General features: G+C 67.0%; 23 protein-coding genes. 4 read left to right on the top strand and 19 right to left on the bottom strand.

The features are described from left to right. The first annotated feature begins 119 nt into the window (after positions 1–119). Positions 120–413: a WhiB family transcriptional regulator gene (locus tag CH273_RS23805; protein WP_027496361.1), complete on the top strand. Its 294-nt coding sequence runs from the start codon at positions 120–122 to the stop codon at positions 411–413. Between the two features lie 66 nt (positions 414–479). Here the strand turns inward: CH273_RS23805 and groL are convergent, their stop codons facing one another. Together groL and groES are read right to left on the bottom strand one after the other, a co-directional pair. Beyond that, the gene (gene groL, locus CH273_RS23800) at positions 480–2,093 is read right to left on the bottom strand and encodes a chaperonin GroEL (RefSeq protein ID WP_032397502.1); all 1,614 of its coding nucleotides are present in this window, start codon (positions 2,091–2,093) and stop codon (positions 480–482) included. 97 nt (positions 2,094–2,190) lie between these two features. Continuing rightward, entirely contained in the window at positions 2,191–2,490 is a 300-nt protein-coding gene (groES, locus tag CH273_RS23795; RefSeq protein ID WP_008718149.1) for a co-chaperone GroES, read from the bottom strand. Between the two features lie 531 nt (positions 2,491–3,021). On the opposite strand from groES, the gene CH273_RS23790 reads away from it, so the two are divergent. Next, complete coding sequence (locus CH273_RS23790) at positions 3,022–4,647, top strand: Hsp70 family protein (RefSeq protein WP_052050151.1); 1,626 nt, start codon at positions 3,022–3,024, stop codon at positions 4,645–4,647. Here CH273_RS23790 and tsaD read toward each other — a convergent pair. From tsaD to glmS, 8 genes are all read right to left on the bottom strand, one after another. After that, complete coding sequence (gene tsaD / locus CH273_RS23785) at positions 4,632–5,669, bottom strand: tRNA (adenosine(37)-N6)-threonylcarbamoyltransferase complex transferase subunit TsaD (RefSeq protein WP_032397503.1); 1,038 nt, start codon at positions 5,667–5,669, stop codon at positions 4,632–4,634. The two genes, CH273_RS23790 and tsaD, sit on opposite strands and share 16 nt — an antisense overlap. Further along, complete coding sequence (gene rimI, locus CH273_RS23780; RefSeq protein ID WP_032397504.1) at positions 5,666–6,157, bottom strand: ribosomal protein S18-alanine N-acetyltransferase; 492 nt, start codon at positions 6,155–6,157, stop codon at positions 5,666–5,668. Before rimI ends, tsaD begins: the two co-directional genes overlap by 4 nt. Further along, a complete protein-coding gene (gene tsaB, locus CH273_RS23775; protein ID WP_032397505.1) occupies positions 6,154–6,825 on the bottom strand; it encodes a tRNA (adenosine(37)-N6)-threonylcarbamoyltransferase complex dimerization subunit type 1 TsaB in 672 nt (223 codons plus the stop codon). The genes rimI and tsaB overlap by 4 nt, the downstream gene beginning before the upstream one ends. 52 nt (positions 6,826–6,877) lie before the next feature. Next, positions 6,878–7,387 carry a tRNA (adenosine(37)-N6)-threonylcarbamoyltransferase complex ATPase subunit type 1 TsaE gene (gene tsaE / locus CH273_RS23770; protein ID WP_032397506.1) on the bottom strand — a complete coding sequence of 170 codons (510 nt, stop codon included), beginning with the start codon at positions 7,385–7,387 and terminating at the stop codon, positions 6,878–6,880. Then, positions 7,380–8,399 (bottom strand): alpha/beta fold hydrolase, encoded by a 1,020-nt coding sequence (locus CH273_RS23765; protein ID WP_032397507.1) that lies wholly within the window; start codon positions 8,397–8,399, stop codon positions 7,380–7,382. The genes tsaE and CH273_RS23765 overlap by 8 nt, the downstream gene beginning before the upstream one ends. A 3-nt stretch (positions 8,400–8,402) precedes the next feature. After that, complete coding sequence (gene alr / locus CH273_RS23760; RefSeq protein ID WP_094638073.1) at positions 8,403–9,605, bottom strand: alanine racemase; 1,203 nt, start codon at positions 9,603–9,605, stop codon at positions 8,403–8,405. Between the two features lie 80 nt (positions 9,606–9,685). After that, complete coding sequence (locus tag CH273_RS23755; RefSeq protein WP_032397508.1) at positions 9,686–11,119, bottom strand: bifunctional ADP-dependent NAD(P)H-hydrate dehydratase/NAD(P)H-hydrate epimerase; 1,434 nt, start codon at positions 11,117–11,119, stop codon at positions 9,686–9,688. Between the two features lie 8 nt (positions 11,120–11,127). After that, a complete protein-coding gene (glmS, locus tag CH273_RS23750) occupies positions 11,128–12,990 on the bottom strand; it encodes a glutamine--fructose-6-phosphate transaminase (isomerizing) (protein WP_032397509.1) in 1,863 nt (620 codons plus the stop codon). 98 nt (positions 12,991–13,088) lie between these two features. On the opposite strand from glmS, the gene CH273_RS23745 reads away from it, so the two are divergent. Continuing rightward, a complete protein-coding gene (locus tag CH273_RS23745) occupies positions 13,089–13,949 on the top strand; it encodes a dienelactone hydrolase family protein (RefSeq protein WP_032397510.1) in 861 nt (286 codons plus the stop codon). A 22-nt stretch (positions 13,950–13,971) separates the two neighbouring features. Here CH273_RS23745 and CH273_RS23740 read toward each other — a convergent pair whose 3' ends face one another. Genes CH273_RS23740 through CH273_RS23730 form a run of 3 tightly spaced genes read right to left on the bottom strand, consistent with a single transcriptional unit; the run spans position 13,972 to position 16,387 of the window. Then, on the bottom strand, positions 13,972–14,241 hold the full coding sequence (locus CH273_RS23740; protein ID WP_143546261.1) for a hypothetical protein: 270 nt from the start codon (positions 14,239–14,241) through the stop codon (positions 13,972–13,974). After that, on the bottom strand, positions 14,238–16,085 hold the full coding sequence (locus CH273_RS23735) for a hypothetical protein (protein WP_032397512.1): 1,848 nt from the start codon (positions 16,083–16,085) through the stop codon (positions 14,238–14,240). Before CH273_RS23735 ends, CH273_RS23740 begins: the two co-directional genes overlap by 4 nt. Beyond that, on the bottom strand, positions 16,082–16,387 hold the full coding sequence (locus CH273_RS23730) for a type VII secretion target (RefSeq protein ID WP_082322628.1): 306 nt from the start codon (positions 16,385–16,387) through the stop codon (positions 16,082–16,084). Before CH273_RS23730 ends, CH273_RS23735 begins: the two co-directional genes overlap by 4 nt. 151 nt (positions 16,388–16,538) lie before the next feature. On the opposite strand from CH273_RS23730, the gene CH273_RS23725 reads away from it, so the two are divergent. Further along, on the top strand, positions 16,539–17,579 hold the full coding sequence (locus tag CH273_RS23725; protein WP_032397514.1) for an LLM class F420-dependent oxidoreductase: 1,041 nt from the start codon (positions 16,539–16,541) through the stop codon (positions 17,577–17,579). A gap of 4 nt (positions 17,580–17,583) precedes the next feature. Here CH273_RS23725 and glmM read toward each other — a convergent pair whose 3' ends face one another. The 6 genes from glmM to CH273_RS23695 form a co-directional block, all read right to left on the bottom strand. Next, a complete protein-coding gene (glmM, locus tag CH273_RS23720; RefSeq protein ID WP_032397515.1) occupies positions 17,584–18,939 on the bottom strand; it encodes a phosphoglucosamine mutase in 1,356 nt (451 codons plus the stop codon). Between the two features lie 106 nt (positions 18,940–19,045). Then, positions 19,046–19,570: a 30S ribosomal protein S9 gene (gene rpsI / locus CH273_RS23715; RefSeq protein WP_032397516.1), complete on the bottom strand. Its 525-nt coding sequence runs from the start codon at positions 19,568–19,570 to the stop codon at positions 19,046–19,048. Further along, positions 19,567–20,010: a 50S ribosomal protein L13 gene (rplM, locus tag CH273_RS23710; protein ID WP_032397517.1), complete on the bottom strand. Its 444-nt coding sequence runs from the start codon at positions 20,008–20,010 to the stop codon at positions 19,567–19,569. The genes rpsI and rplM overlap by 4 nt, the downstream gene beginning before the upstream one ends. Positions 20,011–20,209: 199 nt before the next feature. Continuing rightward, on the bottom strand, positions 20,210–20,551 hold the full coding sequence (locus tag CH273_RS23705) for a TraR/DksA C4-type zinc finger protein (RefSeq protein ID WP_052050160.1): 342 nt from the start codon (positions 20,549–20,551) through the stop codon (positions 20,210–20,212). 124 nt (positions 20,552–20,675) lie between these two features. Beyond that, the gene (locus CH273_RS23700; protein WP_032397518.1) at positions 20,676–20,957 is read right to left on the bottom strand and encodes a WXG100 family type VII secretion target; all 282 of its coding nucleotides are present in this window, start codon (positions 20,955–20,957) and stop codon (positions 20,676–20,678) included. Positions 20,958–21,021: 64 nt separating this feature from the next. Further along, positions 21,022–21,387, bottom strand: coding sequence for a WXG100 family type VII secretion target (locus CH273_RS23695; RefSeq protein ID WP_032397519.1), 366 nt, complete (start codon positions 21,385–21,387; stop codon positions 21,022–21,024).

Here is a 21,387-nt window from a genome sequence, read left to right as displayed (position 1 = left end):
GCCCCATAACTATGCATTTGCCCACGACAGAGAACTATTGACTCGATTTCGTCGATCCACATAACGTTGTCGACATTCGGATCACGAATCCGAGAAGCCACACCACCCTAGGAGTTTCCATGCCGCAGCCGAATCACCTCCCTGGGCCGAACGCCGATATTTGGGATTGGCAGATGCACGGCCTGTGCCGTGGCGTCGATTCGTCCATGTTCTTCCACCCGGACGGCGAGCGGGGCCGGGCACGAGCACAGCGCGAGATGCGAGCCAAGGAAATGTGCCGCAGCTGCCCCGTACTCGCTCAATGCCGTACACACGCTCTCAACGTCAGCGAGCCCTACGGGATCTGGGGCGGGATGTCCGAGACCGAGCGGGAACTGCACGCTCGTCACAATCGCCGCCGCATCGCGGTGTAGTCACCCCAACACCGAGAAAGCCCCCCAACCCGTTCGGGTTGGGGGGCTTTCTCGTGTCACCGAACGTCAGTGAGCGTGTCCGTGTCCGGCAGCAGGCTCGGAAGCCTCTTCCGGCTTCTCCACGATCGCACTCTCGGTCGTCAGGATCATGCGTGCAACCGACGCGGCGTTGACCACTGCGGAGCGAGTCACCTTGACCGGATCGACGACGCCGTCGGCCAGCAGGTCGCCGTACGTCAGCGTCGCGGCGTTGAATCCGTGACCCTTCGGCAGTTCTGCCACCTTGCTGACGACGACGGAACCGTCGATGCCCGCGTTGGAGGCGATCCAGAACAGCGGTGCGTTGAGCGCGGTGCGCACCACGGCCACACCGGTAGCTTCGTCACCGGTCAGGCCCAGGTCGTCGGCCAGAGCCAACGCTGCCTGAGTCAGAGCCGAGCCGCCGCCGGGGACGATTCCCTCTTCGACCGCAGCCTTGGCCGCAGCCACGGCGTCGTCGACGCGGAACTTGCGTTCCTTGAGCTCGGTCTCGGTGGCTGCGCCGACCTTGATGACCGCGATGCCGCCCGAGAGCTTCGCCAGACGCTCTTCGAGCTTCTCGCGATCCCACTCCGAATCGGTGCTCTCGATCTCACGACGGAGCTGACCGACGCGCGCATCGATGTCGTCCTGCGTGCCCGCACCGTCGACGATGGTCGTGTCGTCCTTGGTGACGACGACGCGACGAGCGCGACCGAGCAGCTCGAGGCCGGCTTCCTTGAGACTCAGACCCACATCGGCGGTGATGACCTGACCGGCCGTCACGACCGCGAGATCGTCGAGGAACGCCTTGCGGCGATCACCGAAGAACGGCGCCTTGACCGCCACGGCCTTGATCGTCTTGCGGATGGAGTTGACGACCAGCGTCGAGAGAACTTCACCCTCGGTGTCCTCGGCGATGATGAGCAACGGCTTGCCGCTCTCGGCAACCTTCTCCAGCAGAGGCAGAAAGTCCGGAAGCGATGTGATCTTCTCGCGGTACAGCAGGACGTACGCGTCCTCGAGAACTGCTTCCTGCGCGTCGACGTCGGTGACGAAGTACGGCGAGAGGTAGCCCTTGTCGAACTGCACGCCTTCGGTGACCGACAGCTCGGTCAGCAGCGTCGAGGACTCCTCGACGGTGACGACGCCGTCTGCGCCGACGCGAGTGAGCGCCTCGCCGACGAGCTCACCGATCTCGGGGTCACGCGAGGACACGGTGGCGACCTGAGCGATCGCCTGCTTGCCCTCGACCGGGGTTGCGGCGGCGAGCAGGGCCTCGGCGACCTTGTCGGCCGCCTTGGAGATGCCGGTACCGAGCGCGATCGGGTTCGCGCCCGCGGCGATGTTCTTCAGACCGCCGCGCACGAGTGCCTGCGCGAGGACCGTCGCGGTGGTGGTTCCGTCGCCTGCGACGTCGTTGGTCTTGGTGGCGACGCTCTTGACCAGCTGCGCGCCGAGGTTCTCGAACGGATCCTCCAGGTCGATCTCACGAGCGATCGAGACACCGTCGTTCGTGACGGTCGGACCGCCGAATGCCTTGGACAGGACGACGTGGCGTCCCCGTGGCCCGAGCGTCACCTTGACTGCGTCGGCCAACTTGTCGACGCCGCGTTCGAGTGCGCGGCGCGCTTCCTCGTTGAATTGGATTTGCTTTGCCATGTTTCGGTGTTACTCCTTCGAGCAAAGAAACTCGATCGAACGCACACCGCCCCGGGACCGACACGAAAATCGGATACCGGGGCGGATGCGTTGTGGCCTACTTGGCGATGACAGCCAGCACGTCGCGTGCCGACAGAATCAGGTACTCCTCGCCGGCGTACTTGATCTCGGTGCCGCCGTACTTGCTGTAGATGACGGTGTCACCTTCTTTGACGTCCACCGGGATGCGGTTGCCCTTCTCGGTGACACGGCCCTCGCCCACGGCGACGACGGTGCCCTCCTGGGGCTTCTCCTTGGCTGTGTCGGGGATGACCAGACCGGAGGCGGTCGTCGTCTCGGCCTCGTTGGCCTGGACGAGGATCTTGTCCTCGAGCGGCTTGATTTTCACGCTCGCCACGTTGAGCCCTCCAAAGTTATGGGGTACGCGCCCGGGGTCGGATCCCCGGACAGCTGTGTGTATGTACTTCTCGTGCGGTTCTGACAATCACGGCCTGAACTCGTTCCCGTCGTCGCGGGTGCCGGGACTTCGCTCGGTGCCAACTAGCACTCTATACACGAGAGTGCCAGCACTCAAGGGCTGGGTTCGCCAGGTTCGCGGCGCGGTGGTCGCACGGGTGCGCACGAGGGCGATCGCCCACCGCTTCGCGTAACCACGCACATCCGACGACTGCCGAATCGGGGCCCGAAACGCCGAACACCCACGTCGTTTCTCGCTGTTTCCGGACTCCGTGAAGTCTCCGAAAGGCCAGGTAGGAGGCCATCAACAGTCATCGGGTAACGGACCGAGCGGCCTATTACACTCGCGCCGGAGCTCGAAGTAACGTTACGATAACGGAGCTGTGCGAACGATAACGGTCGGCAGCTGTGCCGCGACAAGGCACTCAGGGCAGTCGATTTCCGACAGATACACAGGGGCGGGAGGTGAAGCATGCGGGTAGGAGTGGGCATATCCACCGGATCCGAGGTCGTGTGCGCAGCCCTCGTCACCGTCGACACCGACGGTTCTCGCACGGTCGAGTACCGAACGGTCTCGGCCGACCGTCAAGCCAACACCGACATCGGCGATCTGGTCACCTCGGCCATAGAACTCATGGCCTCCCTGATCCCCGGCCACCGGTCCCCCGACGCGATCGCAGTCACCTACCGCACGGAGGAGCACGCTGCGGGCATTCGCGCGGCGCTGGCCCACACCACTCGCGACGTTCGACTGGTGCCGGAGTCCGCAGCCGCGTCCGCGCACCTGGCGACCACCGGCCTTATCGACCGGTACGACACGATCGCGCTAGTCGATCTCGGAGCCTCGGGCATGTCGGTCACCGTCACCGATCGGACCGCCGAGACGGTACTGGCACACGGCCGGTCGGACGCCGTCGCCGGCGACGCACTCGACGTGCTCGTCAAGAACCTCGTGCAGGACATGACCCGTGACAATCTTCGGGACGACATCCGCGACAACCGAGGAATCGGCTCCGCGCGGTACCGATCGATCAAGGAACGCCTCTCCCAGGAGGACGAGGTCCGCATCGAGCGTTACAGCGGAGTCCCGCTGACGGTCACCCGTGACGCGTTCGAAGCCGCCGTGACCCCGACCTTCGACACCGCCGCTCGGTTCGTCCGGCGGGTGTTCGACGAGAGCACGCACGAACCCGAGGTCATCGTGCTGATCGGCGGAGGGGCGCACATTCCCCTGCTCGCGTCCACGCTCACCGACATGTTCCACGCCCCGGTCGTTCGACTGCCGGAACCCGACGCCGTTCTTGCCGTCGGCGCTGCTGCCGTCGCCGCATCGGCCGTCGGCGGCGGGTATCAACTCGTCTCGGCCACGCGCAACACCGCGAGCCGGATGAGCCGATACTCCGGTGCGATCGCGGCTGCCGTCGTCGCGGGCGGACTGGTACTCGCCTACGGTGTGCAGACGATGGCACCGGCCGAAGATCCCAACGTCTCACCGGCCGGAAGTACCGCCCGCGACGCGACCGAATCGAGCGACGCCGGTACGCCGATCACCGAGGGCTGGGCCCCCGACGAGAACCGCCCCACCGCCGGGCTCACCCCGGGCGATCGGTCCGACCCGACGGCAACCTCCGTCGACGGCGACGGATCGTCGGCTCGGTTCACGACCACCGCTGCGCCGACCAGCACCCCGACGCTGCGGCCGGCCCCCGATCTCCCGCAGATCGAATGGCCGATCGATCCCACGTCGAATCCTGCGTCCCCCGATGTCACCACCGCAGTTCCGATCGAACCGCCGACCTCGGTCACCACGATTCCGGGTGGGCCCTCCGAACCGATCGAGTCTTCGGACCCGAGCGATACGACCGAGATCGTGCCGGTACCGACGACCGAGGTCACGCCGGTGCCGACCGAGTCGATCGGCGCGCCGACCACCGATGTCAGCGGTTCGGAGCCCACGCCGGAACTGACGGCACCACCAACGGTGTGGTCACCGCCTGCACCGGCCCCCTCGAGTGAGCCTCTGTCCGCGGCCGTGCCGTCGACAACCCGTTCGTCCGAGACCACCCCCGCCACGCAGGCCCCTCAGCCGGGCACCTGACTGATCGCGACCGACAGGCCGGGATCGGTCACTGCGGTCAAGGCCGAAGGCTGTGCTCCGCCCGCGACGAGGTGCGCGCCCAGTGCCGCGATCATCACCCCGTTGTCGGTACACAGTCGCGGCTTCGGAATTCTGAGCGTCAAACCCTGCTCGGCACAACGGCTTTCGATCAGCGAACGGATGCGAGAGTTGGCGGTGGCACCCCCACCCAGAACTATCGTGTCGACGTCGACGTCGGTTGCCGCACGGACGGCCTTCATCGTCAGGACATCGGCTACGGATTCCTGGAAGGACGCGGCGATGTCCGCGACCGGAATCGGATCTCCCGCGCGCTGCCGGGCCTCGACGAACCGGGCGACAGCCGTCTTGACCCCGGAGAACGAGAAGTCGTAGCGGGCGTCGCGTGGGCCGGTCATTCCTCGGGGAAACGCGATCGCGGCCGGATCACCTTCGCGCGCAGCATCATCGAGGGCCGGACCACCCGGATAGCCCAATCCCAGCAGCCGCGCAACCTTGTCGAAGGCCTCCCCGGCTGCGTCGTCGACGGTGGTCCCGAGCTCGGCGATCGGCCGAGACAGATCGTCCACGTGCAGCAGATGAGTGTGACCACCCGAGACCAACAGTGCCACGCACGACGGCATCGGCCCGTGCTCGAGTGTGTCGACCGCGACGTGCCCACCGAGGTGGTTCACCGCGTAGAAGGGCACACCCCAGGCCGCGGCGTAGGCCTTGGCGGCGGCAACCCCGACCAGCAAGGCCCCTGCCAACCCCGGTCCGATCGTCACCGCGACGGCGTCGGGACGCTCGATGTCCGCGGCTGCCAGAGCCCGCCGCATGGTCGGCACGATGGCCTCGAGGTGCGCGCGCGACGCCACCTCGGGCACCACTCCGCCGTACCGCGCGTGTTCGTCGACACTCGAGGCCACCTCGTCGGCCATCAGCTCGCAAGTGCCTGCCCCGCCCCACCGGACGATCCCGACTCCTGTTTCGTCGCAGGAACTTTCGATACCCATGACGATCATCGGGCCGGTCCTTCCGTCTTCTCGAACCGACGCATGGTGAAGGCATCGGCCCCGCTCGGTTGGTAGTACTTCGCCCTGGTGCCCACGATCTCGAACCCTTCGCGTCGGTACAACTCGATGGCGGGCTCGTTGTCGGTGCGGACCTCGAGAAAGACCGGCCCACCGTGCTCGTCGGCCACGCGCAGCAGTTCGTCGAGCAGTCGCCCGCCGATTCCTCTGCGGTGATGCGCCGGATCGACACCGATGGTGTGCACCTCGGACTCTCCGACGACGAACGCTCCGCGGCTCGGCTGCCCCAACAGAGAGATGCCTGCGTAGCCGACGACCTCACCGTTCTCCCGCGCCGTGACGTAATGATTGTGTGGTGCCGCCAGTTCCGCGATGAATGCATCCTCGGCCCACGGGTCGTCACCCGGGAACAGCACGGTCTCGAGGTACGCGCACCGAGCAGCGTCCGCCGCCGTCATCGACTCGATCGACACCGTCACTTCGCAGCCTTCGCTGCGGCGCGCTCGTCGAGCGTCTTGGCGTCGGGGCGGCGCAGGTACAACGGGACGAGCGGGCCCGGGACGATACCGCTGCCGATGTCGGCGGCAGCAACCGCAACCAATCCGGCTGCGGACGGTGCCTGCACATCACGAATCGGAAGCTCGAATGCCGCAGCATGCGGGGCCGATCCAGCGACCGCGTCGACTCCGACACTATCGAGCTCGGCCGGGGCGACAACGTCGGGTCCCGCCACCCGCACGCCGGCTTCGTAACGCGCCCAGTAGATTTCGCGTCGGCGCGCATCGGTCACCACCAGAAGCGACCCGGGCTCGGAGACATCTGCAGCGATGGCGTCGAGACTGCACACGCCGTACACCGGAAGACCGAGCGCGTCCCCGAACGCCGCAGCCGTCGCCATTCCCACCCGAAGGCCGGTATAGGGCCCGGGGCCGACGCCCACGACGACGGCACCCAGTTCGGCTGCGGTGATGTCGGCCTCGGCCAGGCACTCGACGATGTTGGGCGTCAGGATTTCAGCGTGCGATCGTGCGTCCACTCGAACCCGGGTGGCGAGCGTCGTGGTCGCTGCACCGGCCGTGGACTCGGTCAGGCTCACCACACCTGCGGTGACGGCGGGGGTCGAGGTGTCGACGGCAAGTACAAGCACGATATTTCAGATTACCCGTCGCCGGGGATTCGGCCGCACACCCGGTACCCGGTCAGGATCGATCTCGCGGGTCCGCCCCGCCGGGCACCCGACTCACCGTCGCGCGGCGAACATCGGAGTCCGGATCACGCGTCAGACGAACCGACACATGGCCGTCCGTCAGCTTCTCGACCAATCCCTCGCCCCACTCGACCACGACGACGGCGTCGGTGAGGTCGGTATCGAGGTCGAGTGCATCGAGTTCGTCGACGGCCGACTGCCCCGTCATCCCGAGCCGATAAGCATCGACGTGGACCAGCGCAACCGGCGGTAGCCCATGGGGCCGTGGGCCGGGCCGATGCTCTCGCGCGATGACGAACGTCGGCGAGGTGACGCGGCCCTGCACACCGAGTCCGGCCGCGATCCCCTTGGTCATGGCGGTCTTTCCGGCCCCGAGCGGGCCGTCGAGGATCACCAGATCGCCTGCGACCAGAACGTCCGCCAGCCGCGCACCGAACTCGGCGGTGTCTGCGGCAGTGACCAATTCGACGTCCACCGGCAAGGTCAGCGGCTCGTCAGACAACGCCCCACCGTCGCTTCTTGCCCGCGGCCTCCGTCGCCCGTGCCACGAGCCGCTGTATCGCACCGTTGACCTGTTCGGGGAATTCGAGTTGAACCAGGTGCCCACCCTGGCGCACCCGCACCATCTCCGAACGCGGCAGGGCCTGAGCGAGAGCCTCCGAGCTGGCGAACGGAATGATCCAATCCTCGTCCCCGCACACCACCGACACCGGAATGTTCTCGAACTCCAGCAGCGCTTCGGACTCGTCGTGCAACTCGAGCGTCTCGAGGAAGTTGACGATCGTGACGACGGAGGTGTCGTCGATCATCGACTGCGAGAACGCCACCAACCGCGGCGAGACCCGGGTACCGTACGACGCCGCGCGCAGGACCGGCGAGATGAGCGCACGTACCGCGCCGCGGCCGAACTGCACCAGGCCCGGTGACGTCCGCACTGCCGCGCGGAACGCATCGACCGCCGGGTTCTGCAGACTACGACCCACCCCGGACTGCGCGAGACCGGCAGCAGTCGTCGAGATCAGGACCGCTCCGATGACTCGCTGCCGCAGAACCTCCGACCGTTGCCGCGCCATGGACAGGATCGACATGCCGCCCATCGAGTGCCCGACCAGAACGATGCGTCCGCGTGGTACCACCGAGCGGATCACCGCATCGAGATCGAGGCCGAGCTGGCCGATGGTGCAGCTCTCCGGGCTCGGTACCCCGGAACGCCCGTGACCGCGCTGGTCGTAGAAGACCATGCGCACTGTCGAACCCCACTGCTGTTCGAGCGCCCGCCGTTGGAAATGCCAGGACGACATGCGCAGGCAGTAACCGTGGACGAAGATCACGGTGGTCTCGGCGTCCGCCGGACCCACCTCGCGCACCGCGAGGGGTACACCGTCGTCCGCCGTGACGATGCTGCCCCGGTCTGCGTCCATCAGGTCGAGGTTCTCGGTGGCCAGCGGGTCCTTGTTGGACCGGAACGCCGTCTCGCGCACCACAATTGCAATACTCTCCAGCAATCCGAGCATGATCTAGATCGTCGCCTCCCCTGAGCGAGCGCCGACGAACCGTCGCCGAACACGTCCACGAACGCCGGTCACGACTTCGTAGCTGATGGTCTCGAGCGCGTCTGCCCAATCCTGGGCGTGCGCCTCTCCCCTGTCCCCCGGTCCGAACAGTAACGCCTCGTCGCCGACTGCGACACCCGAGTCACTGCCGCCGAGGTCGACGACGAACTGATCCATGCACACGCGCCCGACGGAGGGATAGCGACGACCTGCGATGGTCACCTCGAACCGCCCGCTGAGGCGACGGACGACCCCGTCGGCGTATCCGAGAGCGACGAGGGCGACCACGGTGTCGGCGGGAGCGGTCCAGGTGTAGCCGTAGGACACAGATTCACCTTCGCTCACCTTCTTGATGTTCGCCACCTGCGCCGTGAGAGTCATGACCGGGTGCAATTCGAACGTTCCCAGTTCGGGCACCGGGGACAGGCCGTACAGAGCAATACCCGGGCGGACCATGTCGAAACCGAGATCGGGTCTGGTCAGCGCCGCTGCCGAGTTGGACAGGTGCACGACGGCGGGAGGGGTTCCGCGCCGGGTGGCGCGCCGCACCGCGTCGCGAAGCCGCTCGGCCTGGGCGTCGTTGGCGGGGTGAGTCGGTTCGTCGGAGCAGGCCAGATGCGAGAACATTCCGGTCAATCGCACAGCGCCCTCCGCGACCGCGAGCGCAGTAGCGTCGAGAACGGCGTCGAGATCCGGTTCCGCGACCCCGTTGCGATTGAGCCCGGTATCGATCTTGAGCGAGAGATCAGCGGTGGAACCGACCCTGCGTGCAGCGTCGACCACAGCGTCGAGCTGGGCAGCCGTGGATACCCCGATCCCGACCTGCCCGGCTATCGCCGCTGCGAAATCGGAGTCCGTTCGGTGCAGCCACGCCAACACCGGGACGGTCACACCAGCAGCACGGAGCTCGAGGGCCTCACCGATGGTGGTGACGCCGAGCTCCTGCGCCCCCGCGGCGACCGCGGCGCGTGCTACCTCGACGGCACCGTGGTTGTATCCGTCGGCCTTGACGACCGCCATCACGGCGGCGTCCCCGGCGAACTGCTGCAACACGCGGACGTTGTGCGCAACTGCGTCGAGGTCGACGGTCGCGACGGCACCCGAACCCGTCCGAGGATCGGTCTCCTCGTCGCCACAACCGATACTCACAACATTCGATAGTGCCATCCGAGCCGCGGATACGACGGATCAGGGTGCCACAACCCGTGACACATCCGACATCGAACGTGGGCCACGCACGACCGGGGTCACACCGTGAGCGAGCGCACGGTTCGGATGGCGTCGCGGATGGACTCGCACAGTGGGCTCGCAGAAATGGGTGCCGCGAACTCTCCGTCCGACCCGTGAGCCGCACGGGCCGCGGCCAGTGCGTGGACCTTCGCGCCGCAGGCAGCCGCAGTGGACGGTGCCATCCCCGACGCGAGCAGGGCCCCGAGGATGCCCGACAGTACGTCGCCCGAGCCCGCGGTCGACGCCGCCGACCCTCCGGCGTCGCTGACGAACGTGGTGCCGTCCGCATCGGCGACGATCGTCGCTCGTCCCTTGAGGAGCACGGTGACGCCCCAGCGCGCGGCGAGATCTCGGACCGATCCCACTCGGTCGGGTGCCGGGTCGGATCCGGTCAGGCGGGCGAACTCCCCGGCATGCGGGGTCAGCAGAGTCGGTGCCGCACGTCCGGCGACCCAGCGCTCGTTGCGGGCGAGGACCGTGAGCGCGTCCGCGTCGACGACGACGGGCAGATCCGTGTCCAGAACTCGACGCACGATCCCCGCCGACTCCTCGTCGGTGCCGAATCCGGGACCGACCACCCACGCCTGCACCTTCCCTGCCGCGTCGAGATTCGGTGCGGACACGACCTCCGGGTAGTGCGAGACGACCTCTGCGCCTGCGCTACCCACGTAGCGGACCATTCCGGAGGTCGCCGCGACCGCCGCTCCCACACAGAGCAGCGCGGCACCGGGGAACGTGTCGCTGCCGGCCAGAACACCCACCACCCCCTGCGAGTACTTGTCGTCGGTAGCTGTCGGGATCGGCCATATCCGTCCCACGTCGACCGGCTCGAAGGACGTCATCGCCGGAGCCGGCAGCTTCAGGCCGATGTCCACGAGTTCGATTCGGCCGCAACGAGGTACGGCCAACGCGTGAACAGGCTTGCGCGCACCGAACGTCACCGTCACAGCGGCCGTCACGGCAGGCCCCGGTGCCACACCGGTCTCCGCGTCGACTCCACTGGGCACGTCCACGGCCACGATCGGAGCAGTGATCTGCTCGACCACCGCAGCAGCATCGGGCCGCAACGGGCCCTTGCCGGAAATGCCCACGATGGCGTCGACCACGAGATCGGCAGGTCCGCACCTGCTCACCACGCGTCCGCCCGACGATCGCAGGGCCGCGAGACCCTCGGGGTGCACCCGCGTCGGATCGAGAAGGAGTGCCGACACCGAGACGCCGCGCCGACGCAGGAACGCCCCTGCCCACAGACCGTCGCCGCCGTTGTCGCCGGTACCGACCAGAATCGTCACCCGCCGCCCCACGACGCCGCCCGTACGCACGGTCAGCTCGCCTGCCACGACCGCGGCCAATCCGTACGCGGCGCGGCGCATCAGCACGCCGTTCGGCAGGGAATCCAGCAGCGGCGCTTCCGCGTTCCGAATCTGCTCGGGTATGTAGTAGCCGCGCATGCCGATCGCTACTCGACGGTGACGGACTTGGCCAGGTTGCGCGGCTTGTCCACGTCGTAGCCGCGTGCCTGGGCGACCTCGGCGGCGAAGACCTGAAGCGGGATCGTCGACAACAGCGGCTGCAACAGCGTCGAGGCCGCCGGGATCTCGATCAAGTTGTCCGCGAAGGGCCGCACTGCCTCGTCGCCCTCTTCGGCGATGACGACCGTTCTCGCACCACGCGCCTGGATCTCGCGAATGTTGCTCAGCATCTTCGAGTGCAACACCGCCCGACCCTTGGGCGAAGGCATCACGACGATCACCGGGACACCGTCCTCGATGAGCGCGATGGGACCGTGCTTGAGCTCGCCCGCCGCGAAACCCTCGGCGTGCATGTACGCGAGTTCCTTGAGCTTGAGCGCGCCCTCGAGAGCAACGGGGTATCCGACGTGTCGGCCGAGGAACAGAATGGTCGTGGCCGTCGAGAGCTCGCGCGCGAGCGCCCGAACCGGTTCGACCGTTTCGAGCACCCGCTGCACCAACTCGGGCATCGCTTCGAGTTCGGCGAATTCGCGCGCGACCTCGTCGGGGTACTTGGTGCCGCGAGCCTGCGCCAACGCCAGTCCGACGAGATAGTTCGCGGTCACCTGGGCCAGGAAGGCCTTGGTCGACGCGACGCCGATCTCCGGACCGGCCCGCGTGTAGAGCACGGCGTCGGCCTCACGTGGAATCTGCGAGCCGTTGGTGTTGCACACCGCGAGAACCCGCGCCTTCTGGTCCTTGGCGTGCCGAACGGCTTCGAGTGTGTCCGCAGTCTCACCGGACTGCGAGATGGCCACGACGAGGGTCGAACGGTCGAGAACCGGGTCGCGGTACCGGAATTCGCTGGCCAGTTCCACCTCGACCGGCAGCCGGGTCCAGTGCTCGATCGCGTACTTGGCCAGCAGGCCGGAGTGGTACGCGCTACCGCAGGCCACGACGAACACCTTGTCGACGTCGCGCAGCTCCTGGTCGGACAGTCGCTGCTCGTCGAGCACGATTCGACCGTTGTCGAAGTGACCGAGCAACGTATCCGCCACAGCAGCGGGCTGCTCCTGGATCTCCTTGAGCATGAAGTAGTCGTGGCCGCCCTTCTCGGCGGCTGCCAGGTCCCAGTCGATTCGGAACGGACGTCCCTGCGCCTCGTTGCCCTCGAAATCGCTGATGTCGTAGCCGTCGGCGGTGATGACGACGACCTGATCCTGACCGAGTTCGACGGCGTCGCGGGTGTGCTCGATGAACGCAGCGACGTCGGACCCGAGGAACATCTCACCCTCGCCGACACCGAGTACCAGGGGCGTCGAGCGACGAGCCGCGACGATCGTGTCCGCGTGATCGGAATGGGTGAACACCAGGGTGAACGCACCCTCGAGGCGACGCAGAACTGCTTTCGCGCTGGCCACGAAATCGCCGGCCGTCGGGCCGTCGGCGTATGCCCGCGAGACGAGATGGACGGCCACCTCGGTGTCGGTGTCGGACAGGAACTCGATTCCGACTGCTTCCAGTTCCGCACGCAGCGGACCGAAGTTCTCGATGATGCCGTTGTGCACCACCGCGACGGTGCCGGACGCGTCCCGATGCGGGTGCGCGTTGCGGTCGGTGGGACGGCCGTGCGTCGCCCAACGGGTGTGTCCCATTCCGGTGGTACCGACGAACGTGTCGGTGCCGATGTCGTCCAGTTCCGCTTCGAGATTGGCCAGGCGACCGGCCTTGCGCTCGACTGCCGTCGCTCCCGCGCCGTCGAGAATTGCTATGCCCGCAGAGTCGTAACCCCGATATTCCATACGCCGAAGCGCCTCGACCACCACACCCAGAGCTGGGCGGTGGCCGACGTAACCCACGATTCCGCACATGGACAATCAGGGTACTCGGCGGGGCGCGCACGACCCATTCGCTCGGGTGGACGTGTCCCCGTCACCTGACGCGCCGCGGTTCGGTAGCGTCATCTCTCGTGGCGAAACCGAAGAAGCTGGCATCTGCTCTCTCCAAGCGCGGCCCGCACAAGGTGCTCCGAGGCGACCTGGCCCTCGCCGGGCAACCCGGTGTCGTCTATACCCCCGCCGAGGGCTTCGGCCTGCCCGGCGTGGCCTTCGCACACGGCTGGATGCTGCGCCCCCAGCACTACACCGACACCCTGAAGCATCTCGCGTCCTGGGGCATCGTGGTTGCGGCACCGGATACCGAGCGCGGCCTCGTACCGTCCCATCGCGGTCTCGCCACCGATCTGGGCACTGTGCTCGACATCATGACGGGCGTCCGATTGGGCCCGGGCAACATCAGCGTGCATCCGGACAAACTCGCCACGGCCGGTCACGCGATGGGGGCAGGCACCGCAGTTCTCGCCGCCTCCCGGCGATCCGACATCAAGGCCGTCGCCGCGCTGTTCCCCGCTCCGACGGCACCCTCGTCCGAGGACGCCGCCGCGGGCCTCACCGTGCCGGGACTCGTCGTCGGAGACAATTCGAACGCCGACTCGCTCACCGACAACTCACTCGCGCTCGCCCAGGCCTGGAACGGACCGTCCATTCTGCGGCGAGTCGACGGCTCGACGGCGGACGGATTCGTCGAAGGCCGCCGGATCCTCGGCGCACTCGGCATCAACAAGCCCGACCGCAAGACTCAGCAACGCACCCGCGCCGTCCTGACCGCCTTCCTGCTGTTCCATCTGACCGGTGACTCCGACTACGAAGAACTGGCCGGAACCGCAGGAGACATCGACGGCACCCGAGCGGTCGATCCGCATGCCCCACTGGACGAGCAGCCCAAGCCCAAGGCCACGGCTTCGATCAAGGCGTTGCTCGGACGGGGTTAGTCCCCATCGTCACCGAACGGTGTCACACCAGCCACGATCGCGGCCCGTCGTCGGGGTCGGTCTCGACACGCGGTGGGGGTTCTCGCCGATCCAGGTGAGCCGGTTGCAGCACCGAGCCCGACCTCGGCTCGATGTCGGAGTCGGCTCGGCTCACCTCGGCCGAACGTCGGCCGTCTCGGTCGACTGAAGGAGCCTGCGCCCGGCTCAACGCCTCGGCCGCCCGCGACATCGCGGCCCGGTGCTCGTCGCGTATTCGATGCAACTTCCGTCGCCACCCAGTGTCGGTGCTCACAGCGCCCCTGCTTCGCTCAGGCCCGCACCCGTGCTCGGGGCGGCGGGCTGTGCATCGGCCACCGGTCTGTCGGCAGCCACCGGGTGTTGTTCGGCAGGCTGCTCGGGGTCGGGCGACTCGGGCGAGCACTGCGCCTGCACATCCGAATCGGCTTCGGACGGAAGCACCGGCTCGGTCGCAGGGACCGGCTCGGGGGTGGGCACCGGCTCGGTCGCAGGCACCGGCTCGGATGGGAGCACCGATTCCGCCGCAGGGACCGGCTCGGTCGCAGGCACCGGTTCGGACGGGAGCACGGGTTCGGACGAGAGCACGGGTTCGGACGGCAACGCCGAAGCCGGAGCCGGTACGTCCACCGCGTCGGCGACTCCGGGAATCTCGACGATCTCGGGTAGGCCGAACGGTCCTATTCTGATCTCGAACGAGCGTGTTCCGAGTCCGGGAGTCTCGAGTTCGAGGGACACCACACCGTCGTGTTCGAGCGCGATGCGGGCCCGATGCCCATCGAGCTCGGCCTCGAGATGACCACGCTCGTCGCCGGGCGTGGGCGACGCCTGCCCGGGCGGCGGCAGCGGAGCCGGCTCGGGTCGCCGGTCGCCAGTCCCGTCCGGAGCAGCGTCCTTCGTGTCGTTCTCACCGGCCCGGCTGTCGACTGCGGTGTCGCCGGAACCGTCGAGATCTCGACCGTCGATCGTCTCGGTCAGTGCATCGTCGATCCGGTCGACGATGCCGGCGACGACTCGATCCACGAGCCCGTCCAGAGAATCCCCCACCTCGTCACCGGCGGGGTTGTCAGCGGTCGGATATCCGGCCGAAAACACGGTGTCTGCGCCGGCCGGTCCGTGGCCGCCCGGCTGTGACGCCGCCGGTCCGACCGACGCAGGTCCGACCGACGCAGGTCCGACCGCGGCCGAACCGACGGCTGCAGGTTCGGCTCCGGAAACGGCCGGTGCAGAACCGATCTCGGCCGGACCCAGGTCGGCGGACGAGCCGTCGGGCCCCGGCCACAGCGCCGACGCCCCGGGTTCCATCGCCCAACTGCTCTCGTCGAGTTCGCCGAACGATGGCTCGTGAACACTTCCCAGAACGTCCACCACCAATGCCAGACATCTTTCGACGGCGATGTCCGTGGCAGTACATGCTGCGAGGACTGCCTCGCACGTACCCTGCACCCGCGGTACGAACTCGGTGTCGATCCATCGCCTGCAGCGTTCGGTCACCTCGGCGGCGAACTCGTCGGAGACATCACCGCCGAGCGCCCTGTCCTTCAGATCCTCGAACGCAGACGCCAATCGCGGGAACACCGCCTCTCGATCTACCGGGAGGCACTCGATTCCCGACGCAACGACGATCGCGTCGACCTGGTCGACATCTTTGCCGTCCACCAGCTCGATGTCGATGCCGCCGACGAGCTCGGCCTTGTCGGTCACGGCGTCACGGAGAACGTCGACGGCCGCACACATCGTTTGATGAGAGTCCTCGATCGACGCCAGGAACTGGGAAGCCTTCTCCTGTTCGGCCGAGAGGTAGGTCCGAACCGCCTCCCCCGCATCACCGTGCCAGCGCAACTGAAGGACCCGGCGAAGTTGCACCTGCTCCTCGAGTTGATCGGTGAGTACGGCGGACACCGTCCCGACGGCGTCGGCATCGGCTCCGAGCGCGCCCAAGTTCAGTCCGCGCTGCTCGTCGTACCTGGCGCACACGTCCTGATATCGCGGGATGTCGACGCCCGGAACGCGGCTCGCCAGCGGCAGGAAGCGCTCGAAGTACAGCAGTCCTTGTGCGTTGGCATCGAGAATGTCGTCGATCGACGCCCCGTCACCGGACGAAGCCGACGGAAGTGTCACCGGTGTGACTCGATCGCGTACGAGGCGGTGTCGTCCTGTTGCTCGTACTCGTTCATCGCGGTGGTGAGGGCTTCGGAAATGTCCTCGACCGAGGACCTCCAAGCCCTGACGGCACGCCCGAGCCCGAGGTGCGCCTGGGAATAGGCAGCACCCAGGTCACCGTAGTTCCGTCCTGCCCCCGCGGTACCGAAGCCTGCGTCCGCCACGGTATCGGCGGCGTCGCCGAGCGCCTCCGCCGACAACGCCAATGCATCCGCCACGCCGCGAACTCGGTCCACGTCCACCCGAACCCCATCGCTCATACGTTCCCGTCCCCCCTCGCAGTGCCCCTATCTCACTATGACGTGCGCCGACTCACATCGGTTCCGCAGAGAGCGGTAACGTCCCGATGTGAAATGTCAGTAACAGGTACCTGAAGTGGCTGCACCAGCCGCTCACCGAACGAGGAGTCCCATGCACATCGGAACGATGCTGAACTACAGCGGTGGTTTCAACGAGACCGTCGCCGAGGTGGCCGAGCTCGAGAAGGCGGGTCTCGACATCATTTTCGTGCCCGAGGCCTACTCGTTCGACGCCGTCAGCCAACTCGGGTTCCTCGCGGCCAAGACGAGCACGATCAAGATCGCCTCCGGCATCTTCCAGATCTACACCAGGACTCCGTCACTGACCGCCATGACCGCCGCCGGTCTCGACTATGTCTCCGACGGCCGGTTCGTACTCGGACTGGGCGCGTCGGGACCGCAGGTCGTCGAGGGCTTCCACGGCGTCAAGTACGACGCACCCATCGCCAGAACCCGCGAGGTCATCGAGATCTGCCGCCAGGTCTGGCGCCGCGAGAAGGTGCAGCACCAGGGCAAGTACTACCAGATTCCATTGCCCGCCGACCGGGGAACCGGCTTGGGCAAGCCCCTGAAGCTGATCAATCACCCTGTGCGCGATCGCATTCCGGTCGTCATCGCCGCACTCGGACCCAAGAATGTCGAGCTCACCGCCGAGATCGCCGAAGGTTGGCAGCCCATCTTCTACTTCCCGGAGAAGGCCGCCGACGTGTGGGGCGAGTCGCTCGCCGCAGGCAAGGCCAAGCGTGACCCGTCACTCGGCGAACTGCAGGTCTTCGCAAGTCCCACCCTCGCCATCGGCGAGGATGCGGAGAAGTACCTCCCCTGGGTCAAGCCACACCTGGCGCTGTACATCGGCGGCATGGGAGCCAAGGGCAAGAACTTCTACAACTCCTTGGCCCAGCGATACGGGTACGAGGCCGAGGCCGAGAAGATCCAGGACCTGTACCTGGCAGGCAAGAAGGAGGAGGCCGCCGCGGCCGTGCCCGACGAGCTCGCTCGCGCGGTCAACCTCATCGGCCCGGAAAGCTTCGTCAAGGAGCGAGTGGCAGCTTTCGCCGAGGCCGGTGTGACCACTCTCAACGTCGCGCCGCTCGCCGAGAACACTGCAGGACGCGTCGCGCAGCTGACCGCACTGCGCGAACTCACCGCCTGAGACGTCAGACCGACGCGACCCGGCCCGCCAGCTCTTCGGCGAGCCGGGTCGCGACGTCGAGTTCGGACGCTTCGACCATCACACGCACCAACTGCTCGGTACCGCTGGGACGCAACAGAACTCGACCCGATTCCCCGAGTTCCCGTTCGGCCGACGCCACCGCGTCCGACACCGACGGTGCCGACGCCACCGCTGCTTTGTCGGACACGCGCACGTTGATCAGCACCTGCGGCAGGGTCCGCATGGCCGACGCCAGATCCGCGAGCGAACGCCCGGTCTCCGCCATCCGCTCCATCAGTCGCAGCGCCGTGGCGATCCCGTCTCCGGTCGTTCCGACCGCGGGCAGCACCACGTGTCCACTCTGCTCGCCACCGAGCGCGAAGCCGCCGCGGCGCAACTCCTCGAGCACGTACCGATCTCCGACCGCGGTGGTGCGCAACGTGATTCCGGCCTCGCGCATCGCAATGTGCAGACCGAGGTTGCTCATCACCGTCGCGACCAACGTGTCGTCGGTCAAGTAGCCCGCGTCGTGCATCGCGATGGCCAGTACCGTCATGATCGCGTCGCCGTCCACCACGGAACCCGACGCATCGACGGCGAGGCATCGGTCCGCGTCGCCGTCGTGCGCGATCCCGAGGTCGGCTCCGTGCTCGACGACGGCCTTCTGCAAGCCCTCCAGGTGCGTCGATCCGCACCCGTCGTTGATGTTCAGACCGTCGGGTTCTGCATTGATCGCCACGACCGTCGCACCGGCCCGCCGGTAGATCTCGGGCCCGACGACCGAGGCGGCACCGTGCGAGCAATCGACCACGACGGTCACACCGTCGAGTCGATGCGATACCGATCCGGCCAGATGGTCGGTGTAGCGCGCCGCGGCGTCGTGCGCGAGTTCGATACGGCCGATCGCGGCACCGGTGGCGTCGTAGGGCTGTTCGTCGTTCCGGGAGCGCCCCTCGGGATCGAGGGCAGCTTCTATCCGGTCTTCGACGTCGTCGTCCAGCTTGTGTCCACCGGCAGCGAAGATCTTGATTCCGTTGTCGGGCATCGCATTGTGGGACGCCGAGATCATCACGCCGAGCGCCGCGTCGTATTCGGCGGTGAGGTAGGCGACTGCGGGTGTGGGCAGTACGCCGACGTCGATCACGTCGACACCCGATGCGGTGAGTCCGGCGGACACGGCTGCGCTCAGCATCGCCCCACTCACCCGCGGATCACGACCGACCACTGCGACGGCCCTGACGCCGTCGACGTTCGGTGCCAACACGGCGGCTGCGGCTCGCGCGATCCTCAACGCCAGCTCAGCGGTCAGAACCCCGCCCGCAAGTCCCCGAACTCCGTCGGTGCCGAACAATCGCGCCATGAACCAAGACCCCTTCGAGCGGAGAGAATGTGGTGGAAAATGCCTCGAGGGCAGGCGTCCGATACTGCTGGATGCCTGCCCTCGAGGATGAAACGGGTAAGACGCGTCAGCGCTTGGAGTACTGCGACGCCTTACGGGCCTTCTTCAGGCCGTACTTCTTGCGCTCGACTGCACGCGCGTCACGCGTGAGGTAGCCCGCGGCCTTGAGCGGCGGGCGATCGTCGGGTGCGAGCTCGATCAGTGCGCGCGAGATGGCCAGACGCAGGGCGCCTGCCTGTCCCGACGGTCCGCCGCCGTGCAGCAGCGCGACGATGTCGAAGGACTCTGCGCGGTCCACCAGAACGAGCGGAGCCTTGATCAGCTGCTGGTGCACCTTGTTGGGGAAGTAATCCTCGAGGGTGCGGCCGTTGAGCTTGAATCCGCCGGTGCCCGAGGACAGCCGAACGCGAGCGACGGCTTCCTTACGGCGACCGACGGTCTGGATCGGGCGATCGAACACGATCGGGGCCGGAGCGGCTGCGGCTTCGATGTCCGAGACGACCTCGGGATCTTCGACTGCCACGAACTCGTCGGCGGCGATCTCTTCGATGTTCTCCTGCGACGTCACGTCATTTCCCTCCGGCGCCGTCACTGGGACACCTGCTTGATCTCGAACGGAACGGGCTGCTGAGCGGCATGCGGGTGGTTCGGTCCCGCGTAGACCTTCAGCTTGCTCGCGATGGCATTACCGAGCTTGTTCTTGGGGATCATGCCGACGACGGCCTTCTCCACGAGACGATCGGGGTTGCTCTCGAGGACCTGACGGGTCGAGCGCGACTTCAGACCGCCCGGATGGCCGGAGTGGTGGTGGTGGAACTTGCCGTCGAGCTTGTTGCCGCTGATGGCAACCTTCTCGGCGTTGATGATGACGACGAAGTCGCCACCGTCGACGTTGGGTGCGTAGGTGGGCTTGTGCTTACCGCGGAGCAGAGTCGCGGCCTGGACGGCGAGGCGTCCGAGCACGACGTCCGTGGCGTCGATCACATGCCACGTCCGGGTGGTGTCCCCGGCCTTCGGGGCGTAAGTAGACACAGAAAATTCCTGTCTTCATGATGTCGCTGCTGGCCAAGACGAGTGGATGCCCTCGGCGGCCAGTTGAGACCCGAGGACAAGAGCTCGATACGCACACAAGTACGCGGCGAGCCCATACACGCCAACGGGGAACGATACCGGGAGCGGACGCCCAGGTCAAAACACCTCCGCTCGTCGACGCCTCGACTCGTCGACCTCGTCAGCGCAGGCGCACACACTGCATGCATCGACGGGCAGCGGGAAGAGCCTCGAGCCTGATCGCCGGGATCTCGCTTCCGCACCGTTCGCAGGAACCGTAGGTCCCGGCCGTGAGCCGCGAGACCGCCGCGTCGATCTCGCGGATCTCCGACTCGGTGTCGGTGATCAGCGCGGCGATCTTCGCTCGCTCGAACGCGATCGTCGACCCCTCGGGATCGTGCTCGTCGTCGTCGGTGGTCAGCCGCGATCCTTCGATCACCGACGCCAGTTCGGCCCGAAGCGACGCCAGTCGACGGTCGGCACGAGACCGCTCGGCCCCCAGTACTGCTCCGACGTCCGTCACCGAACCAGTAGACACCCGGACCGCCGTCGTGACCAGTTTGTCCGGCTCACGAGAACCGAGCTCGAGGAAGACGAAAGCCCCGACCGAGGTGTCGGTCGGGGCTTCCGCTCTTCGTGACGACGGGTCAGCGAGCCATCCGCGCCTTGTTGGCCATCTCGACGCCGTGCATCGTCTCGCCACCGGTGCGGGCGGCCGCGACGAGGCTCGACAGAATGAGGTTGAGCTCGTCGGATGCAGAGCTCCACTGACGCTGCAGCTCGTAGTAGGACGTCATCGCGTCGCCCTCCCACGACTGGTAGAGCCGCTTCGCGGTGCTGTCCACGTCCCCGAGAAGGTCCTTGGTCACGTTCGCCTGCTTGTTCATCGCCTCGGTCAGCGCCGCGATCTGCGCGAAGTCGTATTTCATGTCGGATCGGTCTCCTTGGTCGAGCGTGGTCGTGTGGATTGTCGTGTGGTCACCGGATGCACGTTCACGTGAACGAGGACAGTCCCGAATTCAGCGATCCGGCCACCTGGTTCACGGCCGACACGTTGTCGTCGTCGGCGTCCGAGTAGCCGTGGCCGTTCGTCTTGATGTCCGCGGAGATCTGCTCCAGCGCGCTCCGCATCTTCTGCGCACTGGTGTCCCACTGAGCCATGACGTCCTGAAAAGACTTGCCTGCCTTGCCGACCCACGCCTCGGCGGTCTGCTCGACGATCGACCGAACGGCCGAATTGGACGCGTTGATCGACACACTCAGGCCTTCGATCGTGGCACCGGCGGCCACGAGCTCCTGCGGTGTGACCGTGACGCCGTTCGACGAACCCGTAACTTCCGGTCCCCCTGGATATCCCAC

This window comes from Rhodococcus sp. 05-339-2 (assembly GCF_002258965.1).
Taxonomy (GTDB): Bacteria; Actinomycetota; Actinomycetes; order Mycobacteriales; family Mycobacteriaceae; genus Rhodococcoides.
Note: the sequence above shows the minus strand (reverse complement) of the source record. Positions and strands in the feature narration are given on the sequence as shown.

What these genes read in the sequence shown, in the direction of transcription:
- CH273_RS23755 (WP_032397508.1), bottom strand. Translation starts at nt 11,119, where the DNA reads ATGCGCGGCTACTACATACCCGAGCAGATTCGGAACGCGGAAGCGCCG.
- alr (WP_094638073.1), bottom strand. Translation starts at nt 9,605, where the DNA reads ATGGCACTATCGAATGTTGTGAGTATCGGTTGTGGCGACGAGGAGACC.
- glmS (WP_032397509.1), bottom strand. Translation starts at nt 12,990, where the DNA reads ATGTGCGGAATCGTGGGTTACGTCGGCCACCGCCCAGCTCTGGGTGTG.
- CH273_RS23725 (WP_032397514.1), top strand. Translation starts at nt 16,539, where the DNA reads ATGCACATCGGAACGATGCTGAACTACAGCGGTGGTTTCAACGAGACC.
- CH273_RS23790 (WP_052050151.1), top strand. Translation starts at nt 3,022, where the DNA reads ATGCGGGTAGGAGTGGGCATATCCACCGGATCCGAGGTCGTGTGCGCA.
- CH273_RS23805 (WP_027496361.1), top strand. Translation starts at nt 120, where the DNA reads ATGCCGCAGCCGAATCACCTCCCTGGGCCGAACGCCGATATTTGGGAT.
- CH273_RS23700 (WP_032397518.1), bottom strand. Translation starts at nt 20,957, where the DNA reads ATGAAATACGACTTCGCGCAGATCGCGGCGCTGACCGAGGCGATGAAC.
- CH273_RS23730 (WP_082322628.1), bottom strand. Translation starts at nt 16,387, where the DNA reads ATGAGCGATGGGGTTCGGGTGGACGTGGACCGAGTTCGCGGCGTGGCG.
- tsaD (WP_032397503.1), bottom strand. Translation starts at nt 5,669, where the DNA reads ATGATCGTCATGGGTATCGAAAGTTCCTGCGACGAAACAGGAGTCGGG.
- CH273_RS23765 (WP_032397507.1), bottom strand. Translation starts at nt 8,399, where the DNA reads ATGCTCGGATTGCTGGAGAGTATTGCAATTGTGGTGCGCGAGACGGCG.
- groL (WP_032397502.1), bottom strand. Translation starts at nt 2,093, where the DNA reads ATGGCAAAGCAAATCCAATTCAACGAGGAAGCGCGCCGCGCACTCGAA.
- glmM (WP_032397515.1), bottom strand. Translation starts at nt 18,939, where the DNA reads ATGGCGCGATTGTTCGGCACCGACGGAGTTCGGGGACTTGCGGGCGGG.